This window comes from Pseudoxanthomonas sp. CF385 (assembly GCF_900104255.1).
Taxonomy (GTDB): Bacteria; Pseudomonadota; Gammaproteobacteria; order Xanthomonadales; family Xanthomonadaceae; genus Pseudoxanthomonas_A.
In genome coordinates this window covers 178,300-199,451 of sequence record NZ_FNKZ01000001.1, presented here as the reverse complement: position 1 = coordinate 199,451, position 21,152 = coordinate 178,300, and the positions used below count along the sequence as shown (strand labels likewise).

The 21,152-nt window shown below is 68.6% G+C and carries 19 protein-coding genes; 11 read left to right on the top strand and 8 right to left on the bottom strand.

Going from position 1 to position 21,152, the window contains the following annotated elements:
• Positions 1 to 98: 98 nt before the first annotated feature.
• The 3 genes from recF to dnaA all read right to left on the bottom strand — a co-directional run bounded on the left by recF (position 99) and on the right by dnaA (position 4,150).
• Positions 99 to 1,202, bottom strand: coding sequence for a DNA replication/repair protein RecF (recF, locus tag BLT45_RS00820; protein ID WP_093293940.1), 1,104 nt, complete (start codon positions 1,200 to 1,202; stop codon positions 99 to 101).
• Between the two features lie 199 nt (positions 1,203 to 1,401).
• The gene (dnaN, locus tag BLT45_RS00815) at positions 1,402 to 2,502 is read right to left on the bottom strand and encodes a DNA polymerase III subunit beta (RefSeq protein ID WP_093293937.1); all 1,101 of its coding nucleotides are present in this window, start codon (positions 2,500 to 2,502) and stop codon (positions 1,402 to 1,404) included.
• Between the two features lie 313 nt (positions 2,503 to 2,815).
• Positions 2,816 to 4,150 carry a chromosomal replication initiator protein DnaA gene (gene dnaA, locus BLT45_RS00810; RefSeq protein WP_093298313.1) on the bottom strand — a complete coding sequence of 445 codons (1,335 nt, stop codon included), beginning with the start codon at positions 4,148 to 4,150 and terminating at the stop codon, positions 2,816 to 2,818.
• Positions 4,151 to 4,429: 279 nt separating this feature from the next.
• On the opposite strand from dnaA, the gene rpmH reads away from it, so the two are divergent.
• The 5 genes from rpmH (at position 4,430) to BLT45_RS00785 (ending at position 9,488) form a co-directional block, all read left to right on the top strand.
• The gene (gene rpmH / locus BLT45_RS00805; protein WP_027083663.1) at positions 4,430 to 4,570 is read left to right on the top strand and encodes a 50S ribosomal protein L34; all 141 of its coding nucleotides are present in this window, start codon (positions 4,430 to 4,432) and stop codon (positions 4,568 to 4,570) included.
• A 91-nt stretch (positions 4,571 to 4,661) separates the two neighbouring features.
• Positions 4,662 to 5,102 carry a ribonuclease P protein component gene (gene rnpA, locus BLT45_RS00800; RefSeq protein WP_093293934.1) on the top strand — a complete coding sequence of 147 codons (441 nt, stop codon included), beginning with the start codon at positions 4,662 to 4,664 and terminating at the stop codon, positions 5,100 to 5,102.
• Between the two features lie 13 nt (positions 5,103 to 5,115).
• Positions 5,116 to 6,828, top strand: a complete 1,713-nt coding sequence (gene yidC / locus BLT45_RS00795) for a membrane protein insertase YidC (RefSeq protein WP_093293931.1) — start codon at positions 5,116 to 5,118, stop codon at positions 6,826 to 6,828.
• An 88-nt stretch (positions 6,829 to 6,916) separates the two neighbouring features.
• A complete protein-coding gene (gene mnmE / locus BLT45_RS00790; RefSeq protein ID WP_093293928.1) occupies positions 6,917 to 8,257 on the top strand; it encodes a tRNA uridine-5-carboxymethylaminomethyl(34) synthesis GTPase MnmE in 1,341 nt (446 codons plus the stop codon).
• A 235-nt stretch (positions 8,258 to 8,492) separates the two neighbouring features.
• A complete protein-coding gene (locus tag BLT45_RS00785) occupies positions 8,493 to 9,488 on the top strand; it encodes an energy transducer TonB (RefSeq protein ID WP_093293925.1) in 996 nt (331 codons plus the stop codon).
• Between the two features lie 118 nt (positions 9,489 to 9,606).
• On the opposite strand, the gene BLT45_RS00780 is transcribed toward BLT45_RS00785, so the two are convergent.
• The 4 genes from BLT45_RS00780 to BLT45_RS00765 all read right to left on the bottom strand — a co-directional run bounded on the left by BLT45_RS00780 (position 9,607) and on the right by BLT45_RS00765 (position 13,956).
• Positions 9,607 to 10,788 (bottom strand): ABC transporter permease, encoded by a 1,182-nt coding sequence (locus BLT45_RS00780; protein ID WP_093293922.1) that lies wholly within the window; start codon positions 10,786 to 10,788, stop codon positions 9,607 to 9,609.
• Positions 10,785 to 11,531, bottom strand: a complete 747-nt coding sequence (locus BLT45_RS00775) for an ABC transporter ATP-binding protein (protein ID WP_093293919.1) — start codon at positions 11,529 to 11,531, stop codon at positions 10,785 to 10,787. Before BLT45_RS00775 ends, BLT45_RS00780 begins: the two co-directional genes overlap by 4 nt.
• 43 nt (positions 11,532 to 11,574) lie before the next feature.
• Positions 11,575 to 13,083: an alpha/beta hydrolase gene (locus BLT45_RS00770; RefSeq protein ID WP_093293917.1), complete on the bottom strand. Its 1,509-nt coding sequence runs from the start codon at positions 13,081 to 13,083 to the stop codon at positions 11,575 to 11,577.
• A 105-nt stretch (positions 13,084 to 13,188) separates the two neighbouring features.
• Positions 13,189 to 13,956 carry a ferredoxin--NADP reductase gene (locus BLT45_RS00765; protein WP_256385782.1) on the bottom strand — a complete coding sequence of 256 codons (768 nt, stop codon included), beginning with the start codon at positions 13,954 to 13,956 and terminating at the stop codon, positions 13,189 to 13,191.
• 100 nt (positions 13,957 to 14,056) lie between these two features.
• Here BLT45_RS00765 and BLT45_RS00760 point away from each other — a divergent pair, with 100 nt between their 5' ends.
• The 4 genes from BLT45_RS00760 (at position 14,057) to BLT45_RS00745 (ending at position 17,303) form a co-directional block, all read left to right on the top strand.
• On the top strand, positions 14,057 to 15,025 hold the full coding sequence (locus tag BLT45_RS00760; RefSeq protein ID WP_093293912.1) for an ABC transporter ATP-binding protein: 969 nt from the start codon (positions 14,057 to 14,059) through the stop codon (positions 15,023 to 15,025).
• The gene (locus BLT45_RS00755; RefSeq protein ID WP_093293909.1) at positions 15,022 to 15,792 is read left to right on the top strand and encodes an ABC transporter permease; all 771 of its coding nucleotides are present in this window, start codon (positions 15,022 to 15,024) and stop codon (positions 15,790 to 15,792) included. The genes BLT45_RS00760 and BLT45_RS00755 overlap by 4 nt, the downstream gene beginning before the upstream one ends.
• Entirely contained in the window at positions 15,792 to 16,721 is a 930-nt protein-coding gene (gene panE / locus BLT45_RS00750) for a 2-dehydropantoate 2-reductase (RefSeq protein ID WP_093293906.1), read from the top strand. The genes BLT45_RS00755 and panE overlap by 1 nt, the downstream gene beginning before the upstream one ends.
• A gap of 66 nt (positions 16,722 to 16,787) precedes the next feature.
• Positions 16,788 to 17,303, top strand: coding sequence for a hypothetical protein (locus tag BLT45_RS00745; RefSeq protein WP_093298311.1), 516 nt, complete (start codon positions 16,788 to 16,790; stop codon positions 17,301 to 17,303).
• 4 nt (positions 17,304 to 17,307) lie between these two features.
• Here BLT45_RS00745 and BLT45_RS00740 read toward each other — a convergent pair whose 3' ends face one another.
• Positions 17,308 to 19,257 (bottom strand): winged helix-turn-helix domain-containing protein, encoded by a 1,950-nt coding sequence (locus BLT45_RS00740; RefSeq protein ID WP_175455675.1) that lies wholly within the window; start codon positions 19,255 to 19,257, stop codon positions 17,308 to 17,310.
• A 181-nt stretch (positions 19,258 to 19,438) separates the two neighbouring features.
• Between BLT45_RS00740 and BLT45_RS18245 the strand changes: the two genes are divergently transcribed.
• Both BLT45_RS18245 and BLT45_RS00735 read left to right on the top strand, forming a co-directional pair.
• Positions 19,439 to 19,762 (top strand): hypothetical protein, encoded by a 324-nt coding sequence (locus BLT45_RS18245; protein WP_175455674.1) that lies wholly within the window; start codon positions 19,439 to 19,441, stop codon positions 19,760 to 19,762.
• Between the two features lie 100 nt (positions 19,763 to 19,862).
• Positions 19,863 to 21,116, top strand: coding sequence for a vanadium-dependent haloperoxidase (locus BLT45_RS00735; protein ID WP_093293902.1), 1,254 nt, complete (start codon positions 19,863 to 19,865; stop codon positions 21,114 to 21,116).
• Positions 21,117 to 21,152: the final 36 nt, after the last annotated feature.

Sequence of the window (21,152 nt, the reverse complement as noted above, 5' to 3'; positions counted from 1 at the left end):
CTGCATGGCGGACGCCGCGCCACCGGGTCGGTAGGCGCATTGCGCGAGCCAAGGAATCAATGCGGAATTATAGCACCGGTAGGCATTTAGACCCGGTTTCAGGCGTCGTGCTGCCGCCTGACCTGCCCTTGTTCCACGTGGAACAACGCGGGATGCGCCCCGCTTTCGCCCAGCCCGCCCGGTGCTTCCGTTCCCGTGATGAACACTTGGGCACCGCTTGCGAGCAACCGTCCCAGGATCCGTCGCTGGTGATGACGGTCCAGCTCCGACGCCAGGTCATCGAGCGCGATCACCGGCCATTCCCCGCGCCGGCGGGCGAAGTCCTGCGCCTGCGCGAGCAGGCAGGACAAAGCGGTCAGCTTCGCCTGGCCACGCGAGAGCGTTTCGCGCTGGGGGAGGGCGGTGTAGTCGATCCGCCAGTCGGCCCGGTGGGGCCCCACAGTGGTGTACCCGGCTGCCCGATCCCGGTCCCGGGACAGCAGCAAGGCGTCGGCCAGCGACAGGTCGTGCCGGCGCCAGCCGGGCTGGAACTGCAGCGACGCCGTGCCCAGCGAGGGCGCCAGTTCCTGCACCACGGCGGAGAGATCGTCCTGGAGGGCATCGAGATAGCCCTGGCGGTGGCCCGTCAGTGGTTCGCCCGCTTCGGCCAGCTCGTGGTCCCAGGCATCCAGTTGGGCGCCACCGATGCCCGCCTTGAGCAGGCTGTTCCGCTGTTTCAGCGCGCGGGCGTACCGGCGCCACAGCGGAAGAAAGCCACCTTCACGACCCTGTTCCACGTGGAACAAGCCCCAATCCATGAAACGCCGGCGGGGTTCGCCACCTCCGGTCACCAAGGCGTGGCTGCCGGGTTCGAAGCTGACCACGGCCAGGGCGGCGCACAGGTCGCCCAGCTGCGCCACGTTCTCGCCGTCCAGCCGGCCGGTCCATGCCTGACCGCTATGCCGCAGACCTGCCCGGCGCTGCCGGCCCCGGGCTTCCCGCCATTCCACGAAGACCTCGACCGCCTCGGCGCCTGTCCGGACCAGCCCGTCGCGCACCCGACCCCGAAAGCTTCGGCCGTAGGCCATCAGATGCAGCGCCTCCAGCAAGCTGGTCTTGCCCGCGCCGTTGTCGCCGGTAATCAGGTTGATGCCGGGTTCCGGCGCCATCGAGACCTGGGGGAAGCGCCGCAATCCGCTGGCTTCCAGGCGCGTCACTTCCACGCGAACGGAACCCGGTCTGAAAACACCCACCATGCAGCACCCGCGGGTAGCGGGCATGGGTCTCGAAGCGCGGACGGTGAGGGCATGTCGGGGATTCTAGCGTGCACGTCGATCAGGTCCGGCGAGCGGGCGGGGGTCGAAAACGACATCGCCCGGCAGGAGCCGGGCGATGCGTTGTGTTCCACGTGGAACAGATGGGTCAGAGGCGCAACGGCATCACGACATGCCGCGACTTCTCGCTGCTGGCCTCGCGGACCAAGGCCGAAGAATTGGCGTCGCGGAGCTGCAGGACGATGTGCTCGTCCCGCAGCGCGGACAAGGCGTCCAGCAGGTAGTTGACGTTGAAGCCGATCGCCAGCCCATCGACCTTGGTGTCGGCCTCGATCTCTTCCTGGGCTTCTTCCTGTTCCGGGTTGTGAGCGCTGATCTTCAGCTGGCCAGGCGATACCTCGACCCGCACACCACGGTATTTCTCGTTCGACAGGATGGCGGCACGTTGCAGGGCGGCCCGCAGCACTTCGCGATCGAGCAGGACTTCGCGATCCGCGCCGATCGGAATCACCGCCGCGTAATCGGGGAAACGACCATCGATGAGCTTCGAGGTGAACGTGACATCGTCACGCTTCACGCGGATGTGGCTGCGCCCGACTTCCAGCTCCAGGCTGCGGTCACCGCCCTCCAGCAGGCGCTGGAGCTCGGTCACGCCCTTGCGGGGCACGATGATCTGGCGCTTGCCGACCGGCGCGCCTTCCAGCTGAGATTCGCACAGCGCAAGGCGATGGCCATCGGTGGCCACGCAGCGCAGCGTGCGCTCACTGAGGTCGAACAGCAGGCCGTTGAGGTAGTAGCGGACGTCCTGCTGCGCCATCGCGAACGAGGTGCGCTCGATCAGCTCCTTCAGCGTGGCTTCCGGCACTTCGATCCGCTCGGTGGCTTCCACTTCGTCGACCGACGGGAAATCGTTGGCGGGGAGGGTGGCCAGGGTGAACCGGCTGCGCCCGGCCTGCACGGTGACCTTGTCGCCGGTCTGGCTGACGGTGACCTTGCTGCCGTCGGGAAGCGCGCGAATGATGTCGAACAGCTTGCGCGCAGGAATCGTCGTCTCGCCGTCCTGCGCATCATCGACGGCACTGCGGGAAATCATCTCCACTTCCAGGTCGGTACCCGTCAGCGACAGCTGTCCGTTCTGTACCTGCACCAGGAAATTCGCCAGGACCGGCAGGGTCTGCCGGCGTTCGACCACGTTGACCACCTGGGCCAAGGGCTTGAGGAAAGCTTCGCGCTGCAGACTGAAACGCATGAGTGTGGGAGCCCCTTCGCTTTTGATTTTAGGACTAAAAACTTAAAAGCTGGTGGTGGTGGTAGGGCGAAAATCGCGGGAAAACCTACTTAACACCTTGATTCTGCTTGCTTTTATGCCACCCGCAACCCGGTGGACAGGGCGACGCGAAGTGGTGCGGAAACGTGTGGATAACTTTCGTCCCCAAAATCCTGCACATCTTGTCCACAACCCATCCCGCCGATTGTCCACGAAGTTGTGCGTTGCGGCCGCCCATCGGGTTTCCGACAATGGCCCCACGGTTTCCGCAGGCTTGGCGCGAAACCCCGAGGCTTCACTCGCTGAGCTTGCGGATCAGCTTGTCCCAGTCCTCGCGCAGCTTGCCATCGGCCTCCATGAGAGTCCGGATCTGGCGGCAGGCGTGCAGCACGGTCGTGTGGTCACGGCCAGCGAACGCATCGCCGATCTCGGGCAGGCTGTGCTCGGTCAGTTCCTTCGCCAAGGCCATCGCCACCTGCCGCGGACGCGCCAGTGAACGCGTGCGCCGCTTGGACAACAGGTCCTTGATTTGCAGACCATAGTAGTCTGCCACGGTCTTCTGGATATTGGGGATGCTGATGGCCTGCTGCTGCGCACGCAGCAGGTCGCGCAGGGTCTCCTGGGCGAACTCGGTGGTGATCGCGCGCCCGGTGAAATTGGCCCGCGCCGCCAGCGTGTTGAGCGCGCCTTCCAGGTCGCGCACGTTGCTGCGCATCTTCTTGGCCAGCAGGAACGCCACGTCGTCCGGGATCTGCGCGCCGCGCTCGTGCGCCTTGGCCAGCACGATCGCCGCGCGGGTCTCGAAGTCGGGCGGGTCGATCGCCACGCTCAGGCCCCAGGCCAGGCGCGACTTCAAGCGCGGCTCCAGGCCTTCCACTTCACGCGGATAGCGGTCGCAGGTCAGGATGATCTGCTGGCGGCCGTCGAACAACGCATTGAAGGTGTGGAAGAACTCTTCCTGGGTGCGGTCCTTGCCGGCGAAGAACTGGATGTCGTCGATCAGCAACGCGTCGACCTGCTGGAAGCGGCGCTTGAACTGGTCCATCGACTTTTCGATCAGCGCCTTGGTCATCGCGCTGAAGAACTGCTCGCTACGCAGGTACAGCACGCGAGCGGCCGGATTCTGCCGGCGCAACTCGTTGCCGGCGGCGAACATGAGGTGCGTCTTGCCGAGGCCGGTGCCGCCGTACAGGAGCAGCGGATTGTGCGCCCGGTCGCCGGGTTTCTGCGCGGCCTGCCATGCGGCGGCGCGACCCAGTTGGTTGCTGCGGCCTTCGACGAAGTTGTCGAAGGTGTAGTGCGTGTCCAGGTTGCCGTCGAAGGGCTCCACCGGTGCGGTCGTGGCGCGCAGGTTGCCCGCACCCGGCGCTGCTGCGGCCACCGGCTCCGCCGGCTTGTTGCGCGAGCCGATCTCCAGCGACACGTCGTCGTGTCCGGCGAAATGATCGAGCAACTCGCGGATGCGGCCGAGGTAGCGCTCGCGCACCTGCTCCACGATGAAGGCATTGGGCGCGTAAAGCACCACGGCATTGCTGCGCTGTTCGGCCTGCAAGGGCTTCAGCCAGGTGTGTACGTCCTCGGCCGGCAGTTCGGCTTCCAGGCGTTCGAGGCAACGGGGCCAGGCATCCATCAGGTGGAACAACTCGCGAAAGGTATTGGGGTCGAACAGGCCGTCCCGCAATGCCGTGGCCGGCAGCGCGGAGGGGGTGTCGATGGGGTCGGCCAGACTACCACCGGGACCGGGACCCGCCAACGATCCTGTGCATAAGATGTGGATGAAAGGACGAACGGCGCGTCCCGCAAGGCCATGACGACGGCCGCGAAGACAAACCGGTTGGGGAGTTGACCGTAAGCCGGTGGTTCCTATAGAATTTCCGGTTCTTTCCACCCGCACACGCCCGAGGGCCCCATGGCCACCAAGCGCACTTACCAACCCAGCAACCTGAAGCGCAAGCGCGACCATGGCTTCCGCGCCCGTATGGCCACGGCCGATGGCCGCAAGATCCTGGCCCGTCGTCGTGCCAAGGGCCGCAAGCGCCTGACCGCCTGACGGCGGCTTGGCCGCACCGCGCGGCCAAGGCACCCATGCGTTCCCTGCATCACCAGAAGCCCGCCCGGTCACGAGCGGGCTTCTTGCTGAGATGAGCACCGGCTTCCCGCGTTCGGCGCGGGTGCGCGCACGCGTCGACTATGCGCGCGTGTTCGACGCGGCGCGGCGCACGTCCGATCCCCTGATGAGCCTGCACTGGCTGCCGGGCGACGGCGCCGCGCGTCTTGGCCTGGCCGTGTCGCGCAAGGTGGATACGCGTGCCGTCATGCGCAACCGCATCAAGCGGCAACTGCGCGAACATTTCCGTCGACTGCGCGACCGTCTCCCGGGCGGCGACTACGTCGTGGTCGCGCGTGCGCCGGCGGCCAAGGCCGACGGACTCCTGCTGCGGACCACCTTCGAACGCGTCCTGTCGCGCGCCGGCGCATTGCCCGCATCGGCACCGAGCGGCACAATGCCGCCGGGCTTGAATTCGCCGCCGCCGCCACCCACTCCTCCTTCTCCGACCAAACCGGTACCCGACGCCGGTTGAGACTGCCTGCCTGATGAACCAGACCCGTGTATTCCTGATCTTCGCCTGGCTGATGGTGGCGACCCTGTTGTGGTTCGAATGGAGCCGGGAGAAGGCAGCCCCCGCGGCGCCTGCCGTTGCGGCGCAGACCACGACCACCACGCCGGGCAGCACGGTGCCGGCGGCGACCGCCGCGCCCGCAACGCCGGCGGGGACCGTCCCGGCCGCACCGACCACCGCGCCCGCCGTCGCGGGCGCCGCGCCCACTGCGCGCGCCGCGGCCCGGGTGACCGTCAGCAACGACGTGCTGCGCCTGGTGCTGGACGGCGGCAGCGTGCTGCAGGCCGATCTGCTGCATTACCCCACCAGCAAGACGCCCGGCAGCGGTCCGGTGCGGTTGTTCAGTGAGGACCCGCAGCACTACTACGTGGCCGAAAGCGGTTGGGTGAGCAGCGGCGCCAAGGCGCCGGACCACCATGCGTTCGTTCCCGAGAACGGCGCGGGCGACGCCACGCTGGCCCAGGGCAGTGACAGCGTCAGCGTCCCGTTCGTGTGGCAGGGCCCGGATGGCGTGACCATCCGCCGCACCTACACGCTCAAGCGCGCCAGCTACGCGATCGAAGTCAGCGACCAGGTGGTCAACACCGGCACCGGCAACTGGCAGGGCACGGTCTACCGCCAACTGCTGCGCACGCCGCCGCAGGTGAAGAGCGGCATGACCAACCCGGACTCCTTCAGCTTCAACGGTGCGACCTGGTGGGACGGCGGCTATCAGCGCCGCAAGTTCAACGAGGACTATCTGGAAGACGGTCGCGTCGACAAGCAGGTCAAGGATGGCTGGATCGCGATCCTGCAGCACCACTTCTTCAGTGCGTGGATCCCGCAGTCCACCGACACCACCACCATTTCGCTGGACACGCCGGCAGGCAACACGCAGGCGCTGATCCGCGAAATGGGCCCTGGCGTGAATGTCGGCCCGGGCCAGCAGGCCACCACGAGCGCACGCCTCTGGGTCGGGCCGAAGCTGGTCGACAAGATCAAGGCCGCGAACGTCAATGGCCTGCACCGCGTCGTCGACTACAGCCAGTTCATGCTCTTCGACTTCATCGGCCAGGGCCTGTTCTTCGTCCTCAACCTGCTGCACGGCTTCATCGGCAACTGGGGCTGGGCGATCATCGGCCTGGTGATCCTGGTGAAGCTGGCGCTGTATCCGCTGTCCGCGGCGCAGTACAAGAGCTTCGCCAAGATGCGCAAGTTCCAGCCGCGCATCCAGCAGCTGAAGGAACGCTACGGCGACGACAAGCAGAAGTTCCAGGTCGCCATGATGGAGCTGTACAAGAAGGAAAAGATCAATCCGATGGGCGGCTGCCTGCCGATCCTCGTGCAGATGCCGGTGTTCCTGGCGCTGTACTGGGTGCTGGTGGAATCCGTCGAACTGCGCCAGGCGCCGTGGTTCGCCTGGATCCAGGACCTCACCGCGCGCGACCCCTACTTCATCCTGCCGGCGCTCAACATGCTGGTGATGTGGCTGACGCAGAAGCTGACGCCGTCGCCGGGCATGGATCCGATGCAGCAGAAGATGATGCAGTTCATGCCGCTCGTGTTCGGCGTGATGATGGCCTTCTTCCCGTCGGGCCTGGTGCTGTACTGGGTGACCAACGGCGCGCTCGGCCTGCTGCAGCAGTGGTGGATGACCAAGCGCCACGGCGAATCGGCCACGCCGCCGAAGACCGCCATCGCGAAGTGATCCGCGACGCCATATCCGCCACGAAGCCCGCCCTCCGGCGGGCTTCGTGTTTCCGCTACGCTAAACGTCCTTGCCCACGCGATATCCCATGACGCCAGCGCAGGACACCATCGTCGCGATCGCCAGCGCGCCCGGGGCGGGCGGCGTCGGCATCGTGCGCCTGTCGGGCCCCGACGCCGGCCGCATCGCGCAGGCGATCGCCGCGCGCGCGCTGCAGCCGCGCCGCGCCCACCACGTCCGTTTCGTCGACGAGGCGGGCGGGGCGATCGACGACGGCATCGCGCTGTCGTTTCCCGGACCCGCCAGCTTCACCGGCGAAGACGTGGTCGAACTGCAGGCCCATGGCAGCCCCGTGGTCCTGCAGCACCTGGTCGCTCGCGCCTGTTCGCTGGGCGCGCGCGCCGCGCGGCCGGGCGAATTCTCCGAGCGCGCCTTCCTCAACGGCAAGCTCGATCTCGCGCAGGCGGAAGCCATCGCCGACCTGATCGCCGCCGCGGACATGCGCGCGGCACGCGCGGCGCGGCGCTCGCTCGACGGCGTGTTCTCCCAGCGCGTCGAAGCGGTGGGAGAACACCTGTTGGCTTTGCGCGTGCATGTCGAAGCGGCGATCGACTTCGCCGATGAGCCGCTGGACACGCTGGGCGGCGAGCAGGTGCGTGCGCGCCTGGTGGTGGCGGAAGAGGGATTGGCCGCGTTGATCGTCGATGCCGAGCGCGGGCGCAAGCTGCGCGATGGCGTGCATGCGGTGATCGTCGGTCCGCCCAATGCGGGAAAGAGTTCGCTGCTCAATGCACTGGCGGGAAGCGATCGCGCCATCGTCACCGATGTCGCCGGCACCACCCGCGACACCCTGCGCGAAACCATCCGCCTGGACGGGCTGGAGCTGCACCTGGTCGATACGGCCGGCCTGCGGGAAGGCGGTGACGCGATCGAACGCGAGGGCATGCGCCGGGCGCGCGCCGAACTCCAGCGTGCCGACGTGGCGCTGGCGGTGGTCGATGCGCGCGATCCCGACGCCGGTCGGGCCGCCGTCGCCGACGACATCGCGGGGGTGCCCGCCGTGTTGTGGATCCACAACAAGGTCGACCTGCTGCCCGGGGTCCCGACCGACGCTGCCGACGTCGTCCACGTCTCGGCGGCGCGCGGCATCGGGCTCGCCGCGCTGCATGTGCGCCTGCGCGCCCTGGCCACCGGCCATGCGGTCGAAGGCGCGGAGGGCGAATTCTCGGCGCGCACGCGCCATGTCGACGCGCTCCACCGGGCAGCGGGTCACGCGGACGCGGCCCGGCGCCATCTCGGGCATGAGCATCTGGAACTGGCCGCCGAAGAGCTGCGCCTGGCGCACGACGCCCTGGGCGAGATCACCGGCCGGATCAGCGCGGACGACCTGCTGGGCCATGTCTTCTCGACCTTCTGCATCGGCAAGTAGCATTGGTACCCGGAATCGCGATAAAAGTGTGACGTGCGTCAAGCGTGGTCGGCAAGGCGTCGACGTACCCTGAGCATCGGGTAGGGGTACCCGAAACAGGCATCGCACCGCGCTCCACGGGGCCTCCGGCCGGGAAGAGGTGTCCGGAGAGCGGGCCCGCACCGACCGATCCGAGGCCGTGAACCGGCACCGGCGCATCGCCATCATTAGAAACATCCTTGGGGGAGTAGAAACGATGTCCTTGATCCGCATGACCGGGCGCCTGCGTTACGCCGCGCCTTTGCTGCTGGTCGTCGCCGTGGCCGCCTGTTCGAAGCAGGAAGAAGCCGCCGCGCCCGCCGCCACCAGCGCCACCACTCCGGCCGCCACGCCGCCCCCCCCGGCGGTGTCCGCCGAGGTCCAGGCGATGGATGCCGACACCCTGCGCGAAGCGGCCACGAAGGCGCTGCGCGAGAACCGCATCTACGCGCCGGGCGGCGACAACGCGATGGAGTACTACCTCGCGCTGCGCGACAAGCTGCCGAACGATCCGGGTGTCACCAGCGCCCTGACCGACCTGCTGCCCTACACCGTGATCGCCGCCGAACAGAGCATCGCGCGTGAGGAGTTCCCCGAAGCCCAGCGTCTGGCGGCCATCATCGAGAAGGCCGACCCGAAGCAGCCTTCATTGCCCCGCCTGCAGCAGAGCATCACGACCGCCCAGCAGGCGGTCGCCCAGCGTGCCGTCACCGACGAAGCCGCCAAGACCAAGGCTACCGAGGACGCGAAGCTCAAGGAGCAGCAGCGCCTGACCCAGCAAGCCGAGCAGCAGCGTGCGACCGAAGCCGCCGCGGCCCAGCAGCTCGCGCAGCAGCAGGAAACCGCACGGGCGGAAGCGGCGCGCCAGGAAACCGAACGCCAGGCGGCGGCACAGCGCGAGGCCGCCGAGCGTCAGGCGGCGGCGGCGCGTGCGGCGGCACCCGCCGCGGCACCTTCGCAGGCACTGCGCGCGGTCAGTACGCCGGCCCCGCGCTATCCGCCGGAAGCATTGCGTTCCGGCACGCAAGGCGAAGTGCTCGTCGAGATCACCGTCGGCACCGACGGGTCGGTGACCAACGCGCGCGTCGTACGCGCCACGCCGGCGCGTGTGTTCGATCGCGAAGCCCTGAACGCCGTGCGCCGCTGGCGCTTCGAGCCGGTCGATGCGCCGGTCACGACCCGTCGCACGATCGGCTTCAGCCCGGGCACCTGATACGCCCCGCTACGGAGCAGGATGGAACGCCGGCCTTGCGCCGGCGTTTCTCTTTCCAGGATGCCAAACAAGAACGGCCACCTCGCGGTGGCCGTTCCTGCGTGCGCGGATGCCTTCGTCAGCCGGCGATCGCCAGTTTCTCCTGGTGGTAGCGGCGAACGGCCGCGAACCACAGCAGGGCCGCCACGCCGAACGCCGCCGCCACGTAGATGCCCCAGGTCTGCGCGCTGATGTACTCGTTGCGGATCACCTTGAGCAGCAGCTGGTTCTGCGCCAGGAACGGCACGGCGAACTGCCAGAGCTGGCTCTTCAGCGGATTCGCCATCAACGCGAAGGTGGGAATCATCGGCAGCAGCATCAGCCAGGTCATGTGGCTCTGCGCTTCCTTCATGCTCTTGGCCGACGCCGCCAGGTAGGTGAGCAGCGAGGTGCCGATGAACAGCATCGGCACCAGGATCAACAACATCTTGCCGATCGCGAGGAACGACACGTTCAACTGCCGTCCCAGCGTGCCGGCGAACTGCGCGCTGAACTTGAAGGCGAGCAGGGTCAACAACAGTGTGGTCAGGCCGATCACGCACGCCGCCGCGATCTTGCCGCTGACCACGGCGCTGCGCGGCGCGGGCGTGGCCAGCAGCGGCTCCAGCGATTGGCGCTCGCGCTCGCCGGCCGTCGCATCGAGGATCAGGTACGCGCCGCCGATGAAGGACGTGAGGATCAGAAGGTAGGGCAGCAGCACCGACAGCAGCATGCCCTGCTTGGCCTCCGGCGTGGCCATGTCCTGCAGGCCGATGTTGACCGGGCGCGCGACCGACGCATCCACGCCGCGCGCGAGCAGGCGCAGGGCGCCGACCTGCTGGCTGTACGTACTCAACGCGGCCTGCAGACGCTGGGTGGGAATGTCGGCGTCGCGCCGGGTGCTGTCGCGGATGATCTCGACCAGTGCGGGGCGGCCGTTGCGCCAGTCTTCGGCGTAGTCCGGGCTGATGCGCAACGCCGCGTCGATCTCCTGCGAACGGATCGCGGCATCCAGGTTCGCGGGCGCGGGTGCCGCATTGATGCCGTTGGTGGCGAGGAACTTCACCAGGTTCGGCGCATGTTCGGCGCCGACCATCGGGATCTCCAGCGTCTTGTCCACCTGCGTGCGGATGCGGTTCTCGGTCAGGTAGCCCATGCCCAGCATCAGGGCGGGATAGAGCAGCGGGCCGAGGAACAGGGCGAGCGCCAGCGTGCGGCGGTCGCGGGAGAGGTCGCGCAATTCCTTGCGCATCACGGTGAAAACGGTGCGGAACATGTTCATGCCACCAGGCCCTCCTCCGAACCGATCACTTTGACGAAGGCATCCTCCAGATTGTCCTCGCCCGCCTGTTCGCGCAGTTCGTCGGCGGTGCCCGCGGCGACCACGGTGCCCTTGGCGATGATGACGATGCGGTCGCAGAGCGCGGCGACCTCCTGCATGATGTGGCTGGAAAAGATCACGCAGCGACCTTCCTCGCGCAGCTGGCGCAGGAAGCCGCGCATCGCGCGCGTGGTCATCACGTCCAGGCCGTTGGTGGGCTCGTCGAGGATGACGTTGCGCGGGTCGTGCACCAGCGCCCGAGCGATCGCGGTCTTGGTGCGCTGGCCCTGGCTGAAGCCTTCCGTCTGGCGGTCGAGGATGTCGCCCATGTCCAGCGCGTCGGACAGCGCCTGCGTCCGCGCGGCGATCTGCGCCGACGACAGGCCGTGCAGCTCGCCGAAGTAGGCGATGTTCTCGCGTGCGGTCAGGCGCTTGTATACGCCGCGCGCATCCGGCAGCACGCCGAGCGCGCGACGCACCGCGACCGGATCGCGGGTGGCGTCGATGCCATCCACGGTCACTTGGCCGCGGTCGGGCGACATCAGCGTGTACAGCATGCGCATGGTGGTGGTCTTGCCGGCGCCGTTGGGGCCGAGCAGACCGGTGATCTGGCCGTCGCGGGCGGTGAAGCTGACGCCGTCCACGGCGGTGACGGTGCCGGTCTTCGTCTTGAAGGTCTTGTGGAGATCGTTGGCGATGATCATGAGGTCATGTCCATGAAGAATGGGCGGGCGCGCGCGGCGCGGCTCACGGCTCCCAGCCGTTGAAGCGGGTGAAGGGCGGCACGTAGTCGAGGCTGTCCAGGCATGTCGCATCCAGGCCCTTGGCGTCGGCCGTCTCCAGGAAGCGGCCCAGCAGCTTGGGCATGCAGCCCACGGCGAACGTGCCGTGGCCCTGGCCCTTCAGCACCAGGTGGCGGCCGTTCGACAGCGTGCGCAGCACCTGTTCGCCGTAGCGCGGCGGCGTCACCGGATCCATTTCGCCCGAGGCCACCAGCGTCGGGATGTCCGAGGTCCATGCGGTGTGGAAGTCCGCCGGCCGCGTGCCGGTCGGCCAGGCGCCGCACTGCGCCTTCAGGGTGTCGCCCAGCGCACTGCCCAGGACCGTGTCCCCGTCGGCCGGATCCTTCTTTAGCAGATCGGCATCCTCCGCGCAGATCACCGAAAGCTGCATGCCATGCATGAACTGGTCGCCGACCTGCGTTTCCAGCAGCTTGGCCAGCGACATCAGCGAGCCGTACCGACCCTGCTGGGCTTCGTTCAACACCAGCGGCAGCAGGGCCGCGCCCTGCGGGTAGTAGGAGTACATGCGGGTGATGCCGGCGACCGTGCCTGCGGTCACCTCGCCGGTGACCAACTCGCCGGTCGAGGGATCTCGGTACTCGGTGCTCACCGGCGTGGCCGCCAGGCGCGTCATCAGCGCACGCAACTGGCCGCGCAGGTCGTCGCCGAAACGTCCCTTGCACGTCGCGTCCGCCTGGCAGCGCTGGAACTGCAGCGCCAGCGCCGCGTCGAGGTTGCGGGCGTGTTCGCTGCCGAGCACGAGTTCGTTCGGCACCACCCCGTCGATGACCACGCTGCGCGTGCTGTCCGGATGGTGCATCGCATACTGCTGGGCCACCCGCGTGCCGTACGACCCGCCGACCAGGTTGATCTTCGCCGCGCCGAGCGCCTTGCGCACGCTGTCCAGGTCGCGCACGGCGTCGGTGGTGGTGTAGAAGCGTGGATCGGCCTGCAGCGACGCGGCGCACGCACGGGCGAACTCGACCGAGGAGGCCTCGCTCATGTCCTCGGCGTCGCCGTAGGCGTTGCGTCCTTCGTCGTCCTTGCAGGACAGCGGGTTCGACTTGCCGGTGCCGCGCTGGTCCACCAGCACGATATGCCGCGACTTGCGCACCTCGCGGAACGCGCCGTCGATGGCGGGCCAGACCTGCACCGCCGACTGGCCGGGGCCGCCGGCGAGGAAGAACACCGGATCCTCGGTGGCGGCGCCCTCGTTGGTGGCGGGCAGCCACGCGATGTTGAGCGCGACCTTGCGTCCCGCCGGCTTGGCCGGATCCTCTGCCACGTCGTAGGTCGCGCATTGCGCTTCCACCGTCGTGGTCAGGTAGGGCGCGGTCAGCGTGCAGGGCGTGAAGGCGAGGTCGCCGTAGTGGCGGACGGCCTGCTGGTCGGGGCCCGGGGCCGCGCCGTTGCAGCCGGCCAGCATCAGGGCGCCCAGGGCCGGCGCGAGTGTTCGACGAAACTGGAATTCCATGTATCTGTCCCGTTGTAGGCTGGTTCCAGCATGCCATGACGATGTGGCAGGCCGGATGTGACCAAAGGAACGGGACAGCGCGCCGGTGCCCCGGCACGCGATCGATCATTTGCTGCTGACGTACTTCTCGCGCCGGATCTGCGGGATCGGCAGGCCGTGTTCCTTCAGTGCCTCGAAGCAGGCGTCCACCATGTTGGGGTTGCCGCAGAGGTAAGCGATGTCGCGCGCGGGGTCCGGCGCGAACTCGGGCAGGAACTGTTGCACATAGCCCTGGCGCACATCGGGATGCGGGTCGGCGGGCAGTTCGCGGGAGAAACACGGTACGAAACGGAAGCCGGGATGGGCGTCGGCGAAGGCACGGAACTCGTCGCCGTACAGGAGTTCGGCCGGCGTGCGTGCGCCCTGCAGCAGCACGACGTCCACGCCACGTTCGGCCATCAGCGCTTCCAGCTGCGGCAGCATCGAGCGGTAGGGCGTGACGCCGGTGCCGGTGGCGATCAGCAGATAGCGCGCATTGCGATCGCCCGGCATCAGGCAGAAGCGGCCGAACGGACCGCTGGCGTCGACGTGGCCACCTTCCGGCAGGCCCTCGAACAACGCGGTCGCCGCGCCCCCGGGCACGTAGCTGACCGCGATCTCGACCGCTTCGCCCGGGCCCATCGCATGGTCGTGGATGGTCGCCAGCGAATAACTGCGCTTGGTTTCCGTGCCATCGGCGTAGGTGAAATGCACCTGGATGAACTGGCCGGGTATGAAGTCCAGCGGCTGTCCATCGTCGCGGACGAAGCTGTAGTGGCCCACGCTGGGCGCCAGCATGCGCCGGCCGACGAGCTTCAACGGGAACGTTCTGGAACGAGCGGGCGCGATCGCCAAGGCGGCTGGAACACTGTGTGGCCCGGGGCAGACCCGGCGGGACGCCTATAATAAGCGTTCGCCCTCCCACCGCGCCCTCGCGGCGCATCGCAAGGCTCCCATGGCGTCTCCTTCCGCGGCTTCCGCCGCTGCTCCCGCGCTGGCCATCGCCGACCTGCGCAAGGTCTACGACACCGGCGTGCAGGCCCTCAAGGGCGTGTCGCTGCAGGTCGAACCCGGCGACTTCTTCGCCCTGCTCGGCCCCAACGGCGCAGGCAAGTCCACCCTCATCGGCATCGTCAGCTCGCTGGTCAACAAGAGCAGCGGCCAGGTCGGCGTGTTCGGCGTCGATATCGACCGCGACCGCGACGGGGCGATGCGCCTGCTCGGCCTGGTGCCGCAGGAAATCAACTTCAACATGTTCGAGAAGCCCCTCGACATCTGCGTGAACTACGCGGGCTTCTACGGCATCCCGCGCGCCGAAGCGCTGGTGCGGGCCGAAGAGGAGCTCAAGCGCGCGCAGCTGTGGGAGAAGGCCCATGTCATGAGCCGCACGCTGTCAGGCGGCATGAAGCGCCGGCTGATGATCGCCCGCGCGATGATGACCCGGCCGAAGCTGCTGATCCTGGACGAACCCACCGCCGGCGTGGACATCGAGATCCGCCGCGGCATGTGGAAGACGCTGAAGGAGATCAACGCCGCCGGCACCACGATCATCCTCACCACGCATTACCTGGAGGAGGCCGAGAGCCTCTGCCGCAACCTCGCCATCATCGACCACGGCGTGATTGTGGAGCAGGGCCCGATGCGCGCGCTGCTGGCCAAGCTGGACGTGGAAGGCTTCCTGTTCGACATCGATGGCGACCTGCCGGCGCAGCTGCCGGTGATCGAGGGCACCACGCTGGTCGCCACCGATGCGCATACGCTGGACCTGGACATGCCGCGGGCGATGGACCTCAACCGCGTGTTCGCCGCGCTCAACGACGCCGGCATCCGCGTGCGCTCGATGCGCACCAAGAGCAACCGCCTCGAGGAGCTGTTCGTGCGCATGACCGGCAATGGCGATGGCGCCAAGGAGAAGGCGGCATGAGTTCCCCGAACATGGTCGCGCTGGGCACCATCGTCCGCCGCGAAGTCGCCCGCATCCTGCGCATCTGGGGCCAGACCCTGGTGCCGCCGGCGATCACGATGACGCTGTACTTCCTGATCTTCGGTGGCCTGATCGGGCGCCAGATCGGAGACATGGGCGGCTACACCTACATGGAGTTCATCGTCCCCGGCTTGGTGATGATGAGCATCATCCAGAACAGCTACGGCAACATCTCCTCCTCGTTCTTCGGCGCCAAGTTCGGTCGCCACGTGGAGGAACTGCTGGTCAGCCCGATGCCGAACTGGGTGATCCTGCTCGGCTACGTGGCCGGCGCGGTGCTGCGCGGGCTGATGGTCGGGGCCATCGTGCTGGTGATTGCGATGTTCTTCACCCAGGTGCGCATCCCGCATCCGCTGGTGACGATCACCACCGTGCTGCTGGGCGCGACGATCTTCTCGCTGGCCGGCTTCGTCAATGCGGCCTACGCCAAGAAGTTCGACGACATCGCCATCGTCCCGACCTTCATCCTCACCCCGCTGACCTATCTCGGCGGCGTGTTCTATTCGGTGACGCTGCTGCCGCCGTGGGCGGAAGCACTGACCCACGCCAATCCGATCTTCTACATGGTCAACGCGTTCCGCTACGGCCTGCTCGGCACCAGCGACGTGCCGCTGTGGATCGCCTACGCGCTGATGCTGGCCTTCGTCGTCGGCCTGGCCACGCTCGGCCTGTGGCTGTTGAAGAAGGGCGTGGGGCTGCGCAGCTGATGCGCCTGCTCGTGCTCGGCGCCGGCGGTACCGGCGGTTACTTCGGCGGCCGCCTCGCGCAGGCCGGCATCGACGCCAGCTTCCTGGTGCGTCCCGCGCGCGCGGCGCTGCTGCGCGAACGCGGCCTGCGCATCCGCAGCCCGCTCGGCGATGCCGATGTCCCGGTGCAGGTGACCACGGCCGATGCGCTGGCCGATGCCGCGCCGTTCGACCTGGTCCTGTTGAGCTGCAAGGCCTACGACCTGGACAGCGCGATGGATGCCATCGCACCGGCGGTCGCCGCGGGCGCGCGCGTGCTGCCGCTGCTCAACGGCCTGCGTCATTACGATGCGCTGGATGCACGCTTCGGCTTCGCCAGCGTGCTGGGCGGGCTGTGCTTCATCAGCGCGACGCTGGGCGCCGACGGCGAGATCCTGCACCTGGGCAAGCCGGCGTCGATGACCTTCGGCGAACGCGACGGCCAATCGCCCGACGGCCGCCTGCAGGCGCTCGCCGCAGCCTGTGCGCAGGCCGGCATCGATCACCTGCACGCGCCGGACATCGCGCAGGCGCAGTGGGTGAAGTACAGCTTCCTCACCGCGCTCGCCGCCGGCACCTGCCTGATGCGCGCCCCGATCGGCACGATCGTCGCGGGCGACGCCGGCACCGCCTTCATGGCGGCGCTGCATGACGAATGCCTGGCGGTCGCCGCCGCTTCGGGACAACCGGTGCCGGCATCGGCGCAGGCGTCCGCGCGCGACACGCTGACCACGGCCGGCTCGCCGATGAAGGCCTCGATGCTGCGCGACCTGGAAGCGGGGCAGCGCGTCGAAGCGGCGCACATCGTCGGCGACATGGTCGACCGCGCGTCCGCGCATGGCCTCGCCACGCCCCACCTGCAGGCGGCCTGGGTGCACCTGCAGGCTTACGAAGCGCAGCGCGCGGCCTGAGCCGCGTTTCACGCGGCGCTGACGGCGCCTGCCTCCATGCTGCGCCACCTTCCCGGTGGCGCCGCCATGAAGCATCTGCAGAAACTCTTCCTCGCCGGCCATCTCGTCATCGTGGCCCTGTTCTTCTGCAGTGCCCTGGCGCTGGTCGTGCTGGCGGGCAGCGAACTGTGGCACGGCGTGCTCCGCGCGGGCACCGATGCCGGCCTGCGCATCCGCTTCGACAGCATCCTGGAAGCCATCGGCATGCTCACCATCGGGCTCGTGGCGCTGGAGTTGGCGCAGACGGTCTTCGAAGAGGAAGTGCAGCGCGACGTGAAAGTCAGCGGTCCCACCCGCGTGCGCCGTTACCTGTCGCGTTTCCTGGTCGTCATCGTCATCGCGCTGTCCATCGAGACGCTGGTCGCCACGTTCGAGCTGATGCACGAGGACCCGACGAAGCTGCCGTACGTGGCCGCGATCGGGGGCTCGGCGGCGATGCTGCTGCTGGCGTGGGGCGGCTTCGTGCGCCTCAACCGCAGCGCCGAAGAGCTGGAACCCGAAGCGATGGAGCAGGCCAAATCGGAAGACCGCAAGGTCGACTGACGCCTCATTCGCACACCGCGCCGTCGCCCTCCGCGCGACACTGGCTCGGAAAGCCGTGCGCCCGCCAGTAGGAGAGGATGCCGTTGTCGTGGAGGAATCGCTGGAAGGCGGGATCGCGCCGCAGGTAGGCCAGGTCCTTCGTCCACAGCAGCAGGTCCCACGTGGAATAGCCGCGTTGGCGTACCCGGTTGAGTTCGTCGATCAAGGGCGCGGCGTTCTGCGGCGCGGTGGGCGCCAGGACGCGCGAGAAGTTGCCCATGCCGGTGGCCTTCTCGTAGGCATCGAACGCGGCGATGGCCCGCGGCCACCGGGAAGGATCGATCAGGGCCTCCGACGCGGCGATGTAGCCCGGCGCGAGTTGCTTGGCGTACGCATCGGGGTGGTTCGGTCCGTCGATATCCACCTTCGCGATCCGCAATGCGCCCGCATAGTCCTTGCGCCAGACGGCGTTGAACCAGCGTGCGTAGGCCGCATAGGCCGGCAGCGGCTCCAGCAGGCGCCGCGCCTCGTCGTGCCGCCCGCGCGTATCCAGCACCCGTGCCAGCATGAAGCCGCCGCTGCGGCCCAGGGGATCGCGCGCCTGCAGTTCGCGCGCCCGGGCTTCGGCGCGATCGAGGTAGCCCAGCCGCGCCAGCGAGAGCGTCATGCCGTAGGCCATCTCCGCGTTGCTGGGGTTCACGCGCAACGCGCGCTCCTGCAGCGAGAGGCAGCGCTCCCAGTCGTCGGCGATGCAGGCATTGGCGGCGAGCACGAAGTACGGCTCGGCGAGGGTCGCGTCCAGGCGCTGGGCCAGCGTCGCCTCGCGGAGGGCTTCCTCGCGCAGGGTGGCCGCCAGCGTCGGACGCCGTTGGGCACGCACTTCGAGTGCCAGGGCGAGGCCGGCGTGGGCACGGGCATCGTCCGGGCGTTCGCTCAGCAGGGCACGGAATTCCCGTTCGGCGCGCTCGGTCGATGCTTCGGGCGGCAGGTCCCGCAGGCTGACCAGCGCGCGCGCGATGTGGTAGCGACGCAGGAACTCGGCGTCGCCGCTGCGCGAAGGCGCTTCGCTCAGGCCCAGGCGCAGCGCCAGCGAGCTCGCGACGGTCTCCGCGATGTCCCGCTGCAGCAGCAGCACCTCGGAGGCGTCGCGATCGAAATCCCGCGTCCACAAGGTGCCGCCGCCCTGCGCGTCGACCAGGCGCAAGCGCACGCGCAGCGACTGGCCGGCTTGCTGGAGGTTGCCTTCCAGCGCATGGGTGATGCCGAGCCGCTGCACCAGCGTGGCCGGGTCGGCCGAGGCATCGGTGGCCAGCCGGGTGGAATCGCGCGCGATCACGCGCAGGCCTTCCACCTGCGCCAGGCTGCAGATCAGTTCCTCGCCCAGGCCGTCGGCGATGATCCGCACGCTGTCGCCCTCGCCGATGGGCTTCAACGGCATCACGACCAGTGTCGGCGGCACCGCAGTGGCGATCGCATGCGATGAGGGCGCTGCGTCGCGCACCCGGTCCGCCTTCCTGCCGCTCGACCACCACCATCCGCCCGCGCCGACAGCGATCACGGCGACGAGCAGTCCGGTGTACCAGAGCACGGCAGGGGCGGTGCGTGGTGCGTGCGTGACCGCTGATGCCGCGACGGGCTCGGAGGGGGGCGGTGCGTCCGCCGGCGGCAGGTCGAAGCGGTAGCCCACGCCGTGCAGGGTGTGGAGCAGCCGGGGATGGTGGGCGTCTTCGCCCAGCGCGTGGCGCAGCAGGGTGGCGATCCGGTTCAGCACGCCGGGCGTCACGTGCCGGTGGCCCCAGACCGCGTCGAGGATCTCATCGCGGGTGAAGACGCGACCGGGCTCGCCCGCCAACAGCGCCAGTACGGCGAACGCTTTCGGCTCCAGCGCCTGCTCTTCGCCCGCACGCCACAGGCGTCGACCGGCGAAGTCGATCGTGGTGTCGCCGAAGCGGAGTTCCTGGGCGGGCGAGGACATGCGGCGTGGCATCCCCGGGGTCTGTCTTCCTCCAACGCAACGCACGCGGCGGTTCGGCCTAAGCATTCCCCAAGGTTTCGGGCGGTATTCCCGCGAGTGCCTCAGCGCCTCCTCAAGACCCCGCAGGCCATGGAGCGGACGCTGGCCGCCGACGCCCGATCCCCGGGCCGAGGAGAACGCCATGCACCTGTACGCCCCCCTCATCGCCCTGGTCGTGCTGTCGGCCGCCGCGCCGGCAACCGCAGGATCGGCCGCCGAAGAGCCGACCGCTGCCCGCATCGTGATCGACTGCGCCCACCCACGCCTGCCGCCGCAGCACGAGGTCGGCGCGCTGCTCGGCCAACACAACATCGGTCAGGTCTATGCCAGCCGCGCAGCGTTGATGGCCGAGGCGCGCCGTACCTGCCGCCGTGCCGACGCGCGCCCGCAGCGCGTCGTTTTCGAACGCGCGCCGCTCCGTCCGTCGGAGACGCGCCGCATGGCCGACAACCGGCGCAGCGACTGACGCATGCCGCCCCGAATGCCCGTGCCGGCGGCGCATCCTCCGACGCGGACCGACCGCTGCCCTGCAGGGCGGCCCTTCACCACCCCGACGGGAGTCCACCATGAACCTGATCTCCACCGCGGCCCGGCGCGTGTTCGCCCGTCGGCGCCGTTCCGTCCTGCTGATCGCCGCGCTCGTGCCGGGCCTGGCCCAGGCCGATGCCGTCATCGACTGGAACACCACCGCCTGGCAGGCCGCGACCGCCGCGGGCGGGCCGCCGATCCAGACGCGCATCAACACGATCACCCATCTGGCGATCCACGATGCGCTCAATTCGATCGAACTGCGGTACGAGCCCTACGCGGGCACGCATCCCGCCGCACGCGGGGCATCGCCGGACGCCGCCATCGCCACCGCGGCCTACATGACGCTGTCGATCACGGTGCCTTCGCAGGCCGCCGCGTTGGAGACGACGTACGACACCTACCTGGCCGGACTTACGTGCCCGGCCGCATTTCCCGGTTGCGTGAGCGATGGGATCGCCGTCGGCGCGGCGGCGGCCGAGGCGATCCTGGCGCTGCGTGCGAACGACGGTGCCGCCACGCCGCATGCGCCGTATTCGGCCCCGCTGTTGCCGGGCGTCTACCAGCCGACCGCACCCAACTTCGCCGCGCCGCAATTCGGCAACTGGGGCAGGGTGAAGCCGTTCGCATTGAATCGCGTCAGCCAGTTCGCTGCCGGACCGTCACCGCTGATGAACCTGCGCAGCGGCACCTACCGGCGCGATTACCAGGAAGTGATGGCCGTCGGCAGTGCGGCCGTCCGCGGCGCGCCCGAAAACGTGGATTCGTACGAGAGCCGTGCGGCGCGCTACTGGGCCGGGGGCGGCGCCAACGCCAATGCCATCGCCCAGCGGGTCGTCGCCGGCCGCGGCCTGGACAGGTGGCAGCACGCGCGCCTGTTCGCGCTGATGAACATGGCGCAGGCCGATGCGTCCTTCGGCTTGTTCTACGGCAAGTACCAGTACGCCTTCTGGCGCCCGATCACCGCGATCCATGCGTCCGGCAACACGCAATGGATGTCGTACCTGGTATCGCCGCCGTACCCGGACTATGCCAGCGGCCTGTCGGGCCTGACCGCCAGCGCGATGGAAGTGATGCGCCGCCTGCTGGGCACCGATGCCTTGCCCTACACGTACACGGCCGCCGGCATCGAGCGCCACTTCGACACGCTGTCGCAGGCCGAAAATGAAGCGGCGATGTCGCGCGTGTACGCCGGCATCCACTTCCGCAGCGCGTGCACGGACGGCCTGAAACAGGGCACCAAGGTCGGCAACTACGTGGTCCGCCACTATCTGCGGCCGCGCCGGCGCTGATGCGGGATCTCCCGGGGCGCCGCTGCGCGGCGGCGC